Source organism: Desulfuromonas sp. KJ2020 (assembly GCF_024197615.1).
GTDB lineage: Bacteria > Desulfobacterota > Desulfuromonadia > Desulfuromonadales > SZUA-540 > SZUA-540.
In genome coordinates this window covers 830,965-844,943 of the sequence record NZ_JAKUKE010000001.1, presented here as the reverse complement: position 1 = coordinate 844,943, position 13,979 = coordinate 830,965, and the positions used below count along the sequence as shown (strand labels likewise).

Annotated in this window: 11 protein-coding genes; 5 read left to right on the top strand and 6 right to left on the bottom strand. The window is 58.8% G+C overall.

Features of this window, described 5'->3' with window-relative positions; genetic code table 11:
• The first annotated feature begins 27 nt into the window (after positions 1-27).
• Positions 28-243: a hypothetical protein gene (locus MJO47_RS03830; RefSeq protein WP_253959795.1), complete on the top strand. Its 216-nt coding sequence runs from the start codon at positions 28-30 to the stop codon at positions 241-243.
• A gap of 147 nt (positions 244-390) precedes the next feature.
• On the opposite strand, the gene MJO47_RS03825 is transcribed toward MJO47_RS03830, so the two are convergent.
• From MJO47_RS03825 to MJO47_RS03800, 6 genes are all read right to left on the bottom strand, one after another.
• Complete coding sequence (locus MJO47_RS03825; protein ID WP_253959794.1) at positions 391-777, bottom strand: DUF302 domain-containing protein; 387 nt, start codon at positions 775-777, stop codon at positions 391-393.
• A 227-nt stretch (positions 778-1,004) separates the two neighbouring features.
• The gene (locus MJO47_RS03820; RefSeq protein WP_253959793.1) at positions 1,005-2,384 is read right to left on the bottom strand and encodes a cell wall metabolism sensor histidine kinase WalK; all 1,380 of its coding nucleotides are present in this window, start codon (positions 2,382-2,384) and stop codon (positions 1,005-1,007) included.
• A gap of 1 nt (position 2,385) precedes the next feature.
• The gene (locus tag MJO47_RS03815) at positions 2,386-3,063 is read right to left on the bottom strand and encodes a response regulator transcription factor (RefSeq protein ID WP_155874638.1); all 678 of its coding nucleotides are present in this window, start codon (positions 3,061-3,063) and stop codon (positions 2,386-2,388) included.
• Between the two features lie 17 nt (positions 3,064-3,080).
• Positions 3,081-4,637: a glycosyltransferase family 39 protein gene (locus MJO47_RS03810; protein ID WP_253959792.1), complete on the bottom strand. Its 1,557-nt coding sequence runs from the start codon at positions 4,635-4,637 to the stop codon at positions 3,081-3,083.
• Positions 4,622-5,671, bottom strand: a complete 1,050-nt coding sequence (locus tag MJO47_RS03805) for a glycosyltransferase family 2 protein (protein ID WP_253959791.1) — start codon at positions 5,669-5,671, stop codon at positions 4,622-4,624. The genes MJO47_RS03810 and MJO47_RS03805 overlap by 16 nt, the downstream gene beginning before the upstream one ends.
• Positions 5,672-5,683: 12 nt before the next feature.
• A complete protein-coding gene (locus tag MJO47_RS03800) occupies positions 5,684-6,097 on the bottom strand; it encodes a GtrA family protein (RefSeq protein ID WP_253959790.1) in 414 nt (137 codons plus the stop codon).
• A 267-nt stretch (positions 6,098-6,364) separates the two neighbouring features.
• Between MJO47_RS03800 and MJO47_RS03795 the strand changes: the two genes are divergently transcribed.
• The 4 genes from MJO47_RS03795 to MJO47_RS03780 all read left to right on the top strand — a co-directional run bounded on the left by MJO47_RS03795 (position 6,365) and on the right by MJO47_RS03780 (position 13,864).
• Positions 6,365-7,456, top strand: a complete 1,092-nt coding sequence (locus MJO47_RS03795) for an AI-2E family transporter (protein WP_253959789.1) — start codon at positions 6,365-6,367, stop codon at positions 7,454-7,456.
• A 337-nt stretch (positions 7,457-7,793) separates the two neighbouring features.
• The gene (locus tag MJO47_RS03790) at positions 7,794-9,077 is read left to right on the top strand and encodes a TolC family protein (RefSeq protein ID WP_253959788.1); all 1,284 of its coding nucleotides are present in this window, start codon (positions 7,794-7,796) and stop codon (positions 9,075-9,077) included.
• 23 nt (positions 9,078-9,100) lie between these two features.
• The gene (locus MJO47_RS03785; protein ID WP_253959787.1) at positions 9,101-10,564 is read left to right on the top strand and encodes an efflux RND transporter periplasmic adaptor subunit; all 1,464 of its coding nucleotides are present in this window, start codon (positions 9,101-9,103) and stop codon (positions 10,562-10,564) included.
• 87 nt (positions 10,565-10,651) lie between these two features.
• Positions 10,652-13,864: an efflux RND transporter permease subunit gene (locus MJO47_RS03780; RefSeq protein ID WP_253959786.1), complete on the top strand. Its 3,213-nt coding sequence runs from the start codon at positions 10,652-10,654 to the stop codon at positions 13,862-13,864.
• Positions 13,865-13,979: the final 115 nt, after the last annotated feature.

Here is a 13,979-nt window from a genome sequence, read left to right as displayed (position 1 = left end):
GACAAAATAAGCTGAAAGGAGTCCGTTATGAAAAAAGAGGAATTTTTACATCACTGCCTGGAAGCCGAAGCCGGAAGGGATACCTTCGTTACCCATCCTCCCAGCAAAGAAGAAGGAAGAGTCGTGGAGTGCAATGTTGAAAAGGGGCACCTGATCGTACAGACTGCCGACAACCATCGGCGTTGTTGGGACTATCGGGAGTGTGAAGACCTGAGTCATTCCAAATCTGGACCCATGGTCTGATGGCCTATGATTCAACCTGGAAAATTTAAGGAAGATTAAGATGGAATGACCCGGGTGTCTATTTCCCCCCACGCTGAAACAAAAAAAAGGGGCCCAGCCATCTGCTAATCCCGATGGTTGGCCCCTTTTACGCGTCTTCCTGTATTTTCACAACCTGTCAATCACCTGTTGGAGCTTGTTTCTAATCTTGGTAGCGATCTCGACCAGTTCGGTATTGTCGATCGCCTGCATCGACGCGAGAGGATCGACCGCGGCAACTTCGACCCGGCCGTCCTCATATTCCTGGACGATCACGTTGCAGGGGAGCATGGTGCCAATATGGGCTTCAGTTTGCAGGGCCCGATAGGCGAAGGACGGATTGCAAGCCCCGAGAATGTGGTATTTTCTGAAATCGACATCAAGCTTCTTCTTCAGTGTTCCCTGGACATTGATTTCGGTCAGGATACCAAATCCTTCTTTTGCCAGTTCTTCAGTAACACGGGCTATCGCTTGGTCGAAAGAAGTGTCTACTGTTTTGTTAAAATAGTAACTCATTAAATCTATCTCCTTTCTGGTTGAGGATTGCGGTGAGGTCTCCCGGGTCTGCGTCACCCAGACAGTCCATCTACAAGCAGTATAGTCTCGCCGGCTCAAATCACCACCAGGGCATCACCTTTGTTTTAGTGCGCTATCGGAGAAATCATAGTCGTTCGGGGGTACACCTCTTAGGCGGTGTCCCCTATTTCTGAAAACAAGCGTTTTGCCCTTTACGCAAGCCTGATTTACATCCGCTTCCTGGGCAGTCTAATGGTAAAGACGCTACCCCGTCCAACCTCGCTTTCAACCTGTACCATTCCGCCGTGTGCCCTGACCACCGCCTGTACCAGACTGAGCCCCAATCCGGCCCCAGGCGTGGAGCGACTCTGGTCCAGCCGGTAAAACCGGTTAAAGATCGACTTTTGCTCTTCGGCCGGAATGCCGATGCCGGTATCGGCGATGGCAATGAGAATCTGCTCCCCTTCCGCCGCGGCCTGGATAGTCACCTTTCCCCCCACCGGGGTATATTTAATTGCGTTGTCAAGGAGATTGGCGACGGCCCTTTGCAGCCTCGGTCGATACCCCTGAACACATAAAGACGCGGATGCGACCACAACCTGGAGCTCGACGCCCTTATCCTCAGCCACGGTAGAAAACAACTCCCCGACATCGCTGACAATATCCCCTAGGTTCACGGATATTTTGGGGATCTCGCGAAGCCCGGCATCGGTTTCGGCGATTTCGAGCATGGTGTTGACCATGCCAACCATCCTGTCGCTCTCTTCGATGATGGTCCCGGCCATATTCCGGTACTCGGCCAGCTCTTGTCTCCCGGTCAGTGTCGTCTCGGCCAGACCGCGGATCCTCGTCAGCGGACTGCGCAGATCGTGGGCGATATTGTTGGTGACATCCTTCAATTCGCCGATGAGAACCTCGATTCGATCCTGCATCTGGTTGAAGGCCCTCCCCAGGTTCTCGATCTCTTCGCCGTCCTTGCCCAGCTCCACCCGATGAGAGAAGTCTCCCTGGCCGATCCGGTCGGCGGTCTGCCTGATCCGTTCGACTCCCTTCATGGCCCGCTTGGAGATTAGATACCCGGACAGAGCACCTCCGAGGAGCATGATGGCAAATGCGGTAGCAAAAATGCTGCGGAAGTCTTCGAGCAGCCGATCATCCTCCTTCAGCAGAAAACCCATCTGAAGGAGGTAGCCTCCCTCGAGACCCTGATGCAGAATACGGACCTGATGATGTCTGCCGGGCAGGGTGAGCGTACCGAACAGCTGCCCGGTTTCCGCGACCGGTTTCCTGGGCTTGATGCTCAGCTCCGGCCATGCCTTCAAATCGGAAGTCGCGATCAATGCCAGGTCCGGCGTAAAAAAACGGATAAAGACGCGGCCGACCCCTTCGGCCTCCGCTTCAAGATGGACTTCCTTGATCGCTTCTTCCAGACCTTCCGTCCGAAGTGTTTCAGCGACTTCAAAAGCATCCCTGGTAAGTTTTTCATCGATCTTGTCGTGCAGGGTTGACCTCAGGTGCACATAGACAAAGGAGAAGGCCGTTAAAAACAGGAAGGTAAAAAGCACCAGAAAACGGAGGGTCAGCTGGACGCTCAGGCTGCGTATCATGCTACCCCCTGGCCTCGAGAAGGTAGCCGACGCCACGCACCGTATGGATGAGCTGTCGCGAAAAAGGACGATCTATTTTATCGCGCAGGCGGCAGATGCGGGACTCAACCACGTTGGTCTCGGGATCGAAATTATAATCCCAGACGTGCTCCATGATCATGGCCTTGGAAACGACCCGGCCTGCGTTGCGCATCAGATATTCGAGCAGGGCAAACTCCCGATGCTGCAGGTCGATTTCGCGGCCGGCGCGAAAAACCTTGCGTCGGGCCACGTCCATCGACAGGTCGTCGACCTGGAGAGTCATGGGTTCAGCGATCTGGTTGACCCGACGCAGCAAGGCCTGAGTACGAGCCAGCAGCTCAGAAAAGGCAAAGGGTTTGACCAGATAGTCGTCGCTGCCGGATTGAAGCCCCAGAATTCTGTCGTCGACGGACTTTTTCGCACTCACGACGATAATGGGGAGTCGAAGCTTTTGTTCACGGAGCTTTTCGATGACCGTCAACCCGTCCAAGCGGGGCAGCATAATATCGATCACCGCGATGTCGTAAGGGGTATGAGAGGCCATAAACAGGCCATCTACCCCGTTAGCGGCGCGATCCACGGCGTACCCGGCTTGTTGATACCCCTTGGCGACAAAGTCGGCGGTCCGATCGTCATCCTCAATGAGCAGAACTCTCATACTCCCTCTCCAGGATGCTAACTTCCAGCTTCTCCCGGGAAGCCCCCAGGGCTTTCGGGGTATTGCCGGGAATATTTTTCACTATCATAACGTGATTTTTCCTTCAAAAGATAGTAGCCGTTGAACTCGCCGAGCTTTGCTACACGCTGGCGAACTTCGGTGGGCAGTCGCCTCAAGTCCCCTTCTTTGATCGCGAAGTAATCATTGCTGCTGTTTTGGAAATACCGATTCACCTCTGCGGGCTGTTCGGCCAAAAGCGCCTGTCCCCGCGAGTAAAACTCAGCCGAGTGCGGCCGTTTGAACAGATAGATCAGGTCTCCCGCTTCCTCGACCCGGACTGCCTGGTAAGCCGCCACCAGTTCCTTTTGGCATTTTTTGGCCGGCACAATTTGGCCCGCTATCAACAGCCACGCCGAGACAAACAGCAGCGTGGTGGTGACCGCTACCCCCATCATTTTTCCGAGTCCAGGCTCAGGCGATATCGTTCTTGCCAAGTTCTCGGCCTGGTCCGGCAACATCAGTTCAGCGACAAGCAAGGCAAAGGCCGGGAGCCCTGGAAGGACGTAAGTCCACAGAATGTTGCCAGCCAGGGTGAAAAAAACCATGGGGGCGACAGACCACAGCATCAGATACACCCCCCAGCCGTCGGGGCGTCTGAGCATGAGGCCCGCTTTTTGTCGGAACTCTTTCCTGAAGAGGGAGGCGAGCAAAACCAAGGACCACGGCAGCGCTGTCACCAGCCAGTACAGCCAGATGGTCCCCAGGGGCCGGGAGTGAGCATTGCCGTAAAGATCACCCTGCCAGCCTGAAACCATAAAACGCTTCCAGTGTTCGCCGATCAAAAAATAATCGAGAAACCCCGGGGTCTTTAGCTCCGCCAGATAATACCAGGGTGCGCTCAGGGCAAGACAAAGCGCCAGACCCGAAAACCAGGGAAGGCGGCGCCAGACATGGCCCCACTGTCTTTGCCAGAGAACCCAGCCCCCGACGGGCAGCCCGACAAGAATCAGAGCCACTGGGCCCTTGGCCAGGAGACCAATGGACAGACCGACAAAGAAGAGATATCCCCAGACCAGGGCACGGCTTTTCTTTGCTGTCATGGCCCGCCAAAAAGCGATCATCGAAAGCGTCGTGCCTAAAAGCAGGGCGGGATCGGTCATGACCGCTCCGCTGCTGACGAAGAACAGAACGGAGAGGGCCAGTACCACAGTCGCCACCAGGGCAAAATCCCGCCCACGCTGCCGGACGGCGACAAAATAAACCAGGGCGAGAACAAGAAGAGCCAACAGAAACGACGGCAAACGAATGGCGAACTCGTTCACTCCCAGTACGCGGATGGAAAGGGCCGAAAGCCAGGTCGACAGGGGAGGCTTTCCCCAGAAAGGAACACCCTGATGAATCTGCGGGGTGATCCAATCGCCCGTCTGTGCCATGAGCCGGGCGATTTCGCCATAGCGCGCCTCGGTGGTATCGGCCAACGGATAGCTTCCCAGCGACAGCAGGCGGACCATCGCTGCCACAGCGAGTATCCCCCGGAGCACCTTGCGTTGAATTGATGTCAATTGGAATGCCATGATAACGCCTCTTGGTTTCTGCGGGCCAAATCGAAAGGTTTCAGGACCACCCGCCCGATGGCCGCACGGTGGTGACTGTTCACCAGGTAAATGGGCCGCTGCTTGGTTTCGACAAACATCCGCCCCAGGTACTCGCCGACCACGCCGATGGCCAACAACTGAAGACCGCCCAGAAACAAGATCACGACCATCAGGCTTGGGTAGCCTGGCACCGGATCGCCGAAAAACAGCGCTTTGGCCAGGACAAACAGACCGTAAAGCAGCGCCGCCGCCGAGGTCAGAAATCCGATATAGCTGGCAATTTTCAGGGGCGCCACGGTAAATGAGGTTATCCCTTCGATCGCCAGATTCCACAGCCCCCAGTAGTTCCACTTGGTGACGCCTGCATAGCGGGGATCACGGTGGTAGGGAAGCTCTTTCGCCGGGAAACCGATCCAGGCAAAAAGCCCCTTCATGAACCGGGTCCGTTCGGGCAGCTGCTTCAAGGCATCGACTGCCCGCCGGCTCAGCAAACGGAAATCACCTACATTCTCGGGCACCTTGACGCGTCCAACGCGGGCCATGAGCGCATAAAAAGCGCGGGCGGTCGTCTTTTTCACCCAGGTTTCCCCTTCCCGGCTGAGGCGCCGCATGTAAACCACATCGAAGCCCTGACGCCATTCCTTGACCATGTCGGGAATCTGTTCCGGTGGGTCCTGCAGATCGGCGTCGATCACCACCACCGCATCGCCGTGTGCATAATCCAACCCGGCTGTCATCGCCGCTTCCTTGCCGAAGTTGCGACTCAGGTCAAGGACCTCGACGCGCCGGTCCTCTCGCATCAGCTCCAACAACAGGGGCAGGGTATTGTCGCTGCTCCCGTCATTGACATAGAGGATTTCTGCGCGGTCTATGTCGGCCCCTTCCAGGGCCGAGCAGAGTCTGCGGTGGAATTCAAGAATAACTTCCTGTTCGTTGTAGGCCGGCACCACAACCGTCAGCAGGGTCTCTTTCTGAACTGTTTTTGCCGCCTTGTTGAGGGAGGGTTTTCTCATATTCTGGCTCCTTTAAAATGTCCAGGTCCGGTTTAAGGTGAAGCTGAATCCGAAAACAGCGCCGGTGGCAAGACACTGGGCGATAAGATAGTGTCCACCCAGACAGCCAAGCATCGCTTTTAAGACGAGTCCGTTGATGACCAGCCCCAGGGCAGCGACCAGGAAAAACCTGGACACGGACTCCAGGTGTCTTTTCCGGCTGTGGAAGGTGCAGAAATAATTCAGCAGATAAATGATCAGGGCACCTGTCATCGCCCCTGCGGTGGAAGCGGGCAACACGCCTGCAGAAAATTGCCGGATCAGGGTCACCATGAGACCGTAATGCACCAACGTGCCAAAAACACTGACCAAAAGGTATTTGGTCAGGTCTGGCAGCAGCTTTTCCACCGCTGGGGCTGACCTTGGATTGCTGAATAGAAGTTTCACGGGGTACCCGCAACCTTTCCCTTGAAAGCCAGTTGCTTAACGCGCGAGGCCCTGAGGTTTCGTCCTTTTCAAACAGGGTGAATGTAAAACAGAATAGTTGTCGAAACATGACCGGAAGATTACCTTTTAGCAATCTTCCCGAAGACAGGAGTGGCTACCCGGCGGGAGGGGATGTGAAACGAAAGAGCTTTAACGTCCAGCAAGAAACTATGATAAACTTTCAGCCGTTCCTTGCCCTTATTCCACGCAACGAAAGAGATGCGCCAGATGCCTGACCAAAAAGACAATCAGCCCAAGGAGTTGCCCTGGCTCGAAAAGTTGACCTTTCTTTTGATGCTGGGGCTGGTGACGATTCTGTTTCTCGTGCTGCTCAAGCCTTTTTTCGGGGCGATCTTCTGGGCTTGTATCATCGGCCTGATTTTCTATCCCCTCTACCGGCGCCTGCTGGCCGCCTGGGGAGAGCGAAGCAATCTGGCCGCGCTGGCGACTTTGACTGCCGGAGTCCTCATCGGCATTGTCCCGACCCTCTTCGTCTTTGGCTCATTTCTGCAGGAGGGCGCCAGTCTGTACCAGCGCCTGCAGAACGGCGACCTGGATTTCGCCCAATATATTCAACGTATTCGGGAGGCCTTTCCCGTTATTCAGAATTTTCTCGAACGCCTGAATCTCGACCTGAACCCCCTGCAGGAACAGTTGTCGGGGGCAGCGCTGGCGGCCAGTCGCTTTCTCGCCCAGAACGCCGTACAGTTTGGCCAGGATACCCTGCAGTTTTTCGTCAGCCTCGGCCTCATGCTCTATGTCGCTTTTTTCCTGCTGCGGGATGGGCAGCAGTTGGTCGAAATGCTGGTGCGCGCCCTTCCTCTGGGGGATGAACGGGAGCGTCTTCTTTTCGCAAAATTTGCCGAAGTGGCCCGGGCCACCGTCAAAGGCAACCTCGTTGTCGCCGTGGTACAGGGTAGTCTGGGGGGTATTATCTTCGCCATTCTCGGCATTCCCGGCGCCCTGCTCTGGGGCGTGGTGATGACCCTCCTCTCTCTCATCCCCGTAGTGGGCGCTGGCCTCATCTGGGCTCCGGTCGCCATTTACCTCTTCGCCATCGGCGATTGGGTGCAGGGCCTCATTCTCACCGCTTTCGGCGTAGGGGTTATCGGTCTGGTGGACAACATCCTGCGCCCGATTCTGGTGGGGCGTGACACCAAACTGCCCGACTATATCGTCCTGTTGTCGACCCTGGGCGGCTTTGCGGTCTTCGGTATGAACGGCTTCGTCGTCGGCCCGCTGATTGCCGCCCTGTTCGTGGCCTTCTGGGAAATCTTCGTACGCGAGTTCAATTCGCCGGCGACACCCCCTACCGATTAAGCACCAACCAGCCTCTCTGCCCCGGTCGACAGCTGTAGAATATTCTACGGGCCACGTGAATTATTCTACAAAATCGCCCTCTTGCCTGCTGCCGTCGAAGGATCTTTTCCCTCCCATATCCGCTCTTCCCAACGTTCGCTCCGCCCTAAGGGGCATGGACATTCGGCCAACCTCGCCTAATATAAAAACAATTCGATTTATAAAAGGCAGTGCGAATGCCCTGTTCGTCGGGGAGGAGCGGCTGGGCATAGTGCTTGCTCCTTGGGAGGAGGAAGGTGAACCAGTGAACTTTTTCGGAACCGACAGAGGGTTCCCGTTACGAAATTGAGGAACAGCGATGGCGACATGGGTGAATCGACAGCTTTTGACCGGAATGGTTCTCTTTTTGCTCCTGTTGGGGACAAGGGCCTGGGGCACCGACCCACCGGCGCCTGATCTGCCTGCCCTGGTGCAGGAGGCGGTCAGCCGCAACCCTTCCATCGAAGCCTCCGAGGCCCAGTGGCAGACCTTTTTAGCAAAAGCCCAGCAGGCCGGCAGCTTTGATGACCCCATGCTGATGCTGGGGATCAACAACGGCCTGGTGAACGATCCCTTCGCCTTTGATCAGGATGGCATGACCTCCAAGGTGATCGGCCTCAGCCAAAAACTCCCCTTCTTTGGCAAACGCGCGCTGGCCCGGGAAGCCGCCAGTCTGGAAGCAGTCTCTGCCCAGGCTCGCCATGAGGAGCGCAAGCTGGCCCTGGCCGCTCTGGTGAAAGAAGTCTATGCCCGCCTCTTTCTGGTCGACAAGGCTCAGGATATCCTGACCCGCAATCTCCAGGTGATGGAGACGGTGATTCGGGCCGCCGAAACCCGCTACGGCGTCGGTGAAGGGCGCCAGCAGGATGTGCTTCGGGCCCAGGTGGAGCGCTCCCGTCTGCTGGAAGCGCAGATTGGCCTCGACCAGCAGCGTCGCAGCCTGCAGGCGAACCTCAACCGCCTCCTCGCCCGCCCCGCCGACACCCCCATCGGACCCATCGCCGACCTCGACACCCCGCCCGTGCCCTATGGAGCCGACGAACTCCGACGATTGGCCGAGGAAAAGCGGCCTCTTCTCGCCGGTCTGACCGCGCAGATCGACAAGGGCAAGGCGGAGGAGGCTCTGGCCCAAAAGGCTTTCTACCCCGACTTCACCCTTTCCCTCGAATACATGCAGCGCGAACCCGCCATGGGCGGCGAGGGAGACGACATGTACAGCGCCGCCGTCTCCTTCAATCTGCCCGTCTGGCGCGAGCGCCGACAGGCTCGGGTAGCCGAGGCCCAGGCCCAGAAGGCCACGGCTCAGGCCGAACTGCATGACTTGCGCAACGCCATCGACGGGGGCATTGCCGACCTGCTCGCCAAGCTCGATCGTGCCGGCCGTCTGCTGGACCTCTACCGTGGCGGCATTCTCCCCCAATCGACCCACGCCTTTGAATCAGCCCAGATCGCCTACAGCAACAACCAGGTCGATTTTTCCCGGATGCTCAACAGCCTGACCACCCTGTTCAACGATGAACGTCAACTTTATCAGACCATGGCCGACTACCGCCTGAACCTGGCCCAGCTCGAAGCCCTGGTCGGTACGGATTTAACAAAATAAGCGCCCTTAGAAGAGGTTCTGACATGAGCAAAAGAAATATGAAGTCTCCCCTGATCGCCCTGCTGCTGATCGTCGCTCTCGGCGGCGGCTATTTCTGGGGGCGCTCCGGCGGCCACGACGACCATGACCACGAGACGACGACGGAGACGGCCGCCGGGGAAAAGGTGCAGTACACCTGTGGCATGCACCCCTTCATCATCCAGGATGAGCCGGGCATTTGCCCCATCTGCGCCATGGATCTGACCCCCCTCAAGCCCGGCACGGGCGGCGGCTCGCAAGCTGCGAGCGGCCCGGCCAAGATCATCCACTGGGCCTCGCCCATGGATCCAACCTATGTCCGCGACGAGCCCGGCCAAGACTATATGGGGCACGATCTCGTTCCCGTCTATGAGGACGGCGCCGGCGGCAGCGCCATCTCCATCGACCCCGTCACCACCCAGAACATGGGGGTGCGCACCGCCACCGTCACCCGCGGCGACCTGCACCGCGAGGTGCGCACCGTCGGCCGCATCAGCTATGAGGAATCGTCCCAGTACGCCGTCAACAGCAAGATTGGTGGCTGGATCGAACGCCTGTACGTCAACCAGACGGGACAGCTGGTACAAAAGGGACAGCCGCTCCTCGAGATTTACAGCCCCGAGCTGGTCGCCGCCCAGCAGGAGTACCTGCTGGCCCTACGCCACCAGGCCGAGCTGGCAAAAAGCCCTGTCGCCGACCTCGGCGCTGGCGGCGACCGCCTGCTGCGCGCCGCCCGTCAGCGGCTAAGCTACTGGGACATCAGTGCCCGCCAGATCGAGCAGCTGGAAATGAGCGGCGAGATCCGTAAGACCCTGACGCTGTATGCGCCGGTCAGCGGCATTGTCAGCGACAAGAAAGCCGTCGAAGGGATGAGCCTGAAGCCGGGGATGGAGCTGATGCAGCTAACCGACTTGAGCCGCATCTGGGTATTGGCCGACCTCTACGAGTACCAGCTCCCCTGGGTGAAAGAGGGGCAGACGGTCACGGTGGAGGTCCCTCACGCCGGTAACCGCACGCTGACTGGCCAGATTGCCTACATCTACCCCACCGTCGATCCCAAGAGCCGCACCGTACAGGTACGCATCGAGCTGCCCAACCCCGGCCTGGAGCTGAAGCCGGAAATGTTTGTCAACGTGCGCCTGCACACCCAGGCCTCCAAGGACGTCCTCCTCATCCCCGTCGATGCCATCCTCACCTCCGGCACCCGGCAGCATGTCTTCGTCGCCCTCGGCGAGGGCCGCTTCGAGCCGCGCGAGGTGCAGACGGGAATCCAGGGGGAAGACGGCCAGGTGCAGATTCTCACCGGCCTCCAGCAGGGAGAGCAGGTCGTCACCTCGGCCCAGTTCATGCTCGACTCGGAGAGCAAGCTGCGCGAGGCCATCCAGAAGATGATGGCCCCCAAGGCCCCCGCCAGCCCGGCGGCGCMGCCCACCGAGCACCCTGAGGAAGACCTGGAGGACCTGTTCTAGCGAACCAGCAACCTCTGTGCGGCCAGGCCTGGGGTACATATTCCCCCAGGCCTCACCCCTCACTTTCAACGCTGTCAGGATAGAGCGATGCTTGAAAAAATAATCGAATGGTCGATACGCAATACCTTCGTGGTGGTTCTGGCCACCGTCTTCCTTGTCGTCGGCGGGATTTACTCCCTGCGCAACATCCCCATCGACGCCATTCCGGACCTCTCGGATGTGCAGGTGATCATCTTTACCGACTATCCCGGCCAGGCCCCGCAGGTGGTGGAGGACCAGGTCACCTACCCGTTGACCACCCAGATGCTGGCCGTTCCCGGGGCCAAGGTCGTGCGCGGCTATTCCTTCTTCGGCTATTCCTTCGTCTACATCATCTTTGAGGACGGCACCGACATCTATTGGGCTCGTTCCCGCGTCCTTGAATATCTCAACTACGTCTCCGGACGGCTCCCCGAGGGGGTGACACCAACTTTGGGTCCCGATGCCACCGGGGTCGGCTGGGTCTACGAATACGCCCTGGTCAGCGATCGCCACAACCTGCAGGAGCTGCGCTCCATCCAGGACTGGTTCCTGCGCTATGAGCTGACCTCGGTGGAAGGCGTGGCCGAGGTTGCCAGCCTCGGCGGCTTCGTCAAACAGTATCAGGTGGCCGTCGATCCCAATCGCCTGCGCGCCTTCGATATCACGCTGCCCATGGTCGAGATGGCCATCAAGAACAGCAATCTCGATGTCGGCGGCGGCGCTATCGAAATGGCCGAGACGGAGTTCATGATCCGCAGCCGCGGCTATATCCAGAACCTGCAGGACTTGCAGAACGTCGTCATCATGACGACGGAGCGCGGTACGCCCGTGCTGCTGCGAGATATCGCCGACGTGCGTCTCGGCCCCGAGATGCGGCGAGGCGTCGCCGACCTCGACGGCGAAGGGGAGACCGTCGGCGGCATTATCGTCATGCGCTACGGCGAGAACGCCCTCAAGACCATCGACAACGTCAAACGCAAGTTGGAAGAGCTCAAGGCCGGCCTGCCCGAAGGGGTGGAGGTCATCCCCGTTTACGACCGTTCCGGGCTGATCCAGCGGGCGACCTCCAACCTCAAGGAGAAGCTGCTGGAGGAGAGCCTGGTCGTCGGCCTGGTCATCATCCTCTTCCTCTTTCATCTGCCAAGCGCCATCGTGGTCATCCTGGCCCTGCCCGTGGCCATTCTCATGGCTTTCATCATCATGTACGCCCAGGGGATCAACGTGAACATCATGAGCCTGGGCGGGATCGCCATCGCCATCGGCACCATGGTCGACTCGGCCATCATCATGGTGGAGAACGCCCACAAGCATTTGGAGAAAGGGGGACGGTCGCGGCGGGAGGCGATCATCGAGGCAGCCAAGGAGGTTGGCCCCACCATCTTCTTCGCCCTGCTGGTCATCACCGTCTCCTTCGCACCGGTCTTCACCCTGCAAGAGCAGGCGGGCCGCATGTTCAAGCCCCTGGCCTTTACCAAGACCTACTCCATGGCGGCGGCGGCGCTCCTCTCCATCACCATTGTCCCCGTCCTCATGCTCTGGCTCATCCGCGGCAAGATCCGTTCGGAAGAGCGCAACCCCATCAACCGCCTGCTTATCGCCCTCTACCACCCCGTGGTCGACCTGGTGCTGCGCTGGCGCAAGACGACGCTGCTGGTGGCCCTGCTGCTGGTCGTTTCCATCAGCTACCCCCTGACCAAGATGGGGACGGAGTTCATGCCTCCCCTTTACGAGGGGGACCTGCTCTACATGCCCACCACCCTGCCGGGCTTGTCGGTGACTAAGGCCAAGGAACTCTTGCAGCAGACCGACCGCATCATCCGCCAGTTCCCGGAAGTAGAGACGGTCTTCGGCAAGATCGGCCGGGCGGAGACCGCTACCGATCCGGCGCCCATGATGATGATTGAGACGACCATCATGCTCAAGGACGAAGCGGACTGGCGCGACGTCCCTGACCACCGCTTTTACAGCAATTGGCCGCAATGGAGCGAGCCCCTCAAGATTCCCCTGCGCTGGCTGCTGCCGGAAAAACGCAAGATCTCCGTGGCCGAGCTGACGGAGCAGCTCAACAACGCCGTACAGTTTCCCGGCCTGACCAACGCCTGGACCATGCCCATCAAGACCCGCATCGACATGCTCTCCACCGGCATCAAGACTCCCGTCGGCATCAAGATCATGGGGCCCGACCTGGAAGTGTTGAATCGTCTGGGCGAGGAAGTCGAAGCGGTGGTGCGCCCCCTCAAGGGCACCCTTTCGGCCATCTCCGAACGCACCGTCGGCGGCTTCTTTCTCGATTTCGACATCGACCGCCTCGCCGCGGCCCGCTACGGTATCCAGGTGGGGGACATCCAGACCGTCATCCAGTCGGCTCTGGGCGGCATGACTATCACCCAGACCGTCGAAGGGCTGGAGCGCTACCCCATCAGCCTACGGTACGACCGGGACTTCCGCAGCGATATTCCCGCCCTCAGGCAGCTCCTCGTTCCTTCGCCGACGGGGGCCCACATCCCCCTGGAGCAACTGGCGACCATCACCGTGCGCAATGACCCCGACAGCATCAAAACGGAGAACTCCAGGCGCACGGCCTGGGTCTATGTCGATATCAAGGGTATCGATCTCGGCACCTACGTGGAGAATGCCCAAAAGGCCGTGGCTGACAACATCAGTCTGCCCCCTGGCTACAACATCGTCTGGAGCGGTCAGTACGAGTACATCGAGTCGACCCGGGCCCGCCTGCTGGTTATTATCCCGCTGACCCTGCTGATCATCTTCGTCATCATCTACATGAGCACCCATTCGGCCGTTAAAACGGCGATCGTCTTCATGGCCGTCCCCTTTTCGCTGGTCGGCGCCTTCTGGCTGCTCTATCTGCTCGACTACAATATGTCCATCGGCGTCTGGGTCGGCCTCATCGCCCTCGCCGGCCTCGACGCCGAAACGGGCGTGGTCATGCTCCTCTATCTCGACCTCGCCCACAAAAAATGGACGGAGGAAGGCCGCATGCTCACCGTAGGCGACCTCAAGCAGGCCATCCACCACGGCGCCGTCAAACGGATCCGCCCCAAGGTGATGACCGTGGTCACCATCATCGCCGGCCTCTTCCCCATCATGTGGAGCACCGGCGCCGGCGCCGACGTCATGAAGCGTATCGCCGCCCCCATGGTCGGCGGCTCGGTCACCTCCCTGGTTCTGGAGATGCTGGTCTACCCCGTCATCTTCTTCCTCTGGCGCGGTCGCGGCCTGGACAAGAATCCAACACCGACCCGGGACGGCGACGACTAGCCCATTTCCTGGCAAAACGATAAAGAAACCTGCTCCTCTTTGACCCGGGTCAATTTTTGGCCCGGGTCTTTGTGTTAAATTTTTCTCAACAGCGCCTTTTTTCACGAACACGCAC

Coding starts and splice junctions, on each gene's coding strand:
- MJO47_RS03790 (WP_253959788.1), top strand. CDS start 7,794: ATGGCGACATGGGTGAATCGACAGCTTTTGACCGGAATGGTTCTCTTT.
- MJO47_RS03830 (WP_253959795.1), top strand. CDS start 28: ATGAAAAAAGAGGAATTTTTACATCACTGCCTGGAAGCCGAAGCCGGA.
- MJO47_RS03795 (WP_253959789.1), top strand. CDS start 6,365: ATGCCTGACCAAAAAGACAATCAGCCCAAGGAGTTGCCCTGGCTCGAA.
- MJO47_RS03780 (WP_253959786.1), top strand. CDS start 10,652: ATGCTTGAAAAAATAATCGAATGGTCGATACGCAATACCTTCGTGGTG.
- MJO47_RS03815 (WP_155874638.1), bottom strand. CDS start 3,063: ATGAGAGTTCTGCTCATTGAGGATGACGATCGGACCGCCGACTTTGTC.
- MJO47_RS03820 (WP_253959793.1), bottom strand. CDS start 2,384: ATGATACGCAGCCTGAGCGTCCAGCTGACCCTCCGTTTTCTGGTGCTT.
- MJO47_RS03825 (WP_253959794.1), bottom strand. CDS start 777: ATGAGTTACTATTTTAACAAAACAGTAGACACTTCTTTCGACCAAGCG.
- MJO47_RS03805 (WP_253959791.1), bottom strand. CDS start 5,671: ATGAGAAAACCCTCCCTCAACAAGGCGGCAAAAACAGTTCAGAAAGAG.
- MJO47_RS03810 (WP_253959792.1), bottom strand. CDS start 4,637: ATGGCATTCCAATTGACATCAATTCAACGCAAGGTGCTCCGGGGGATA.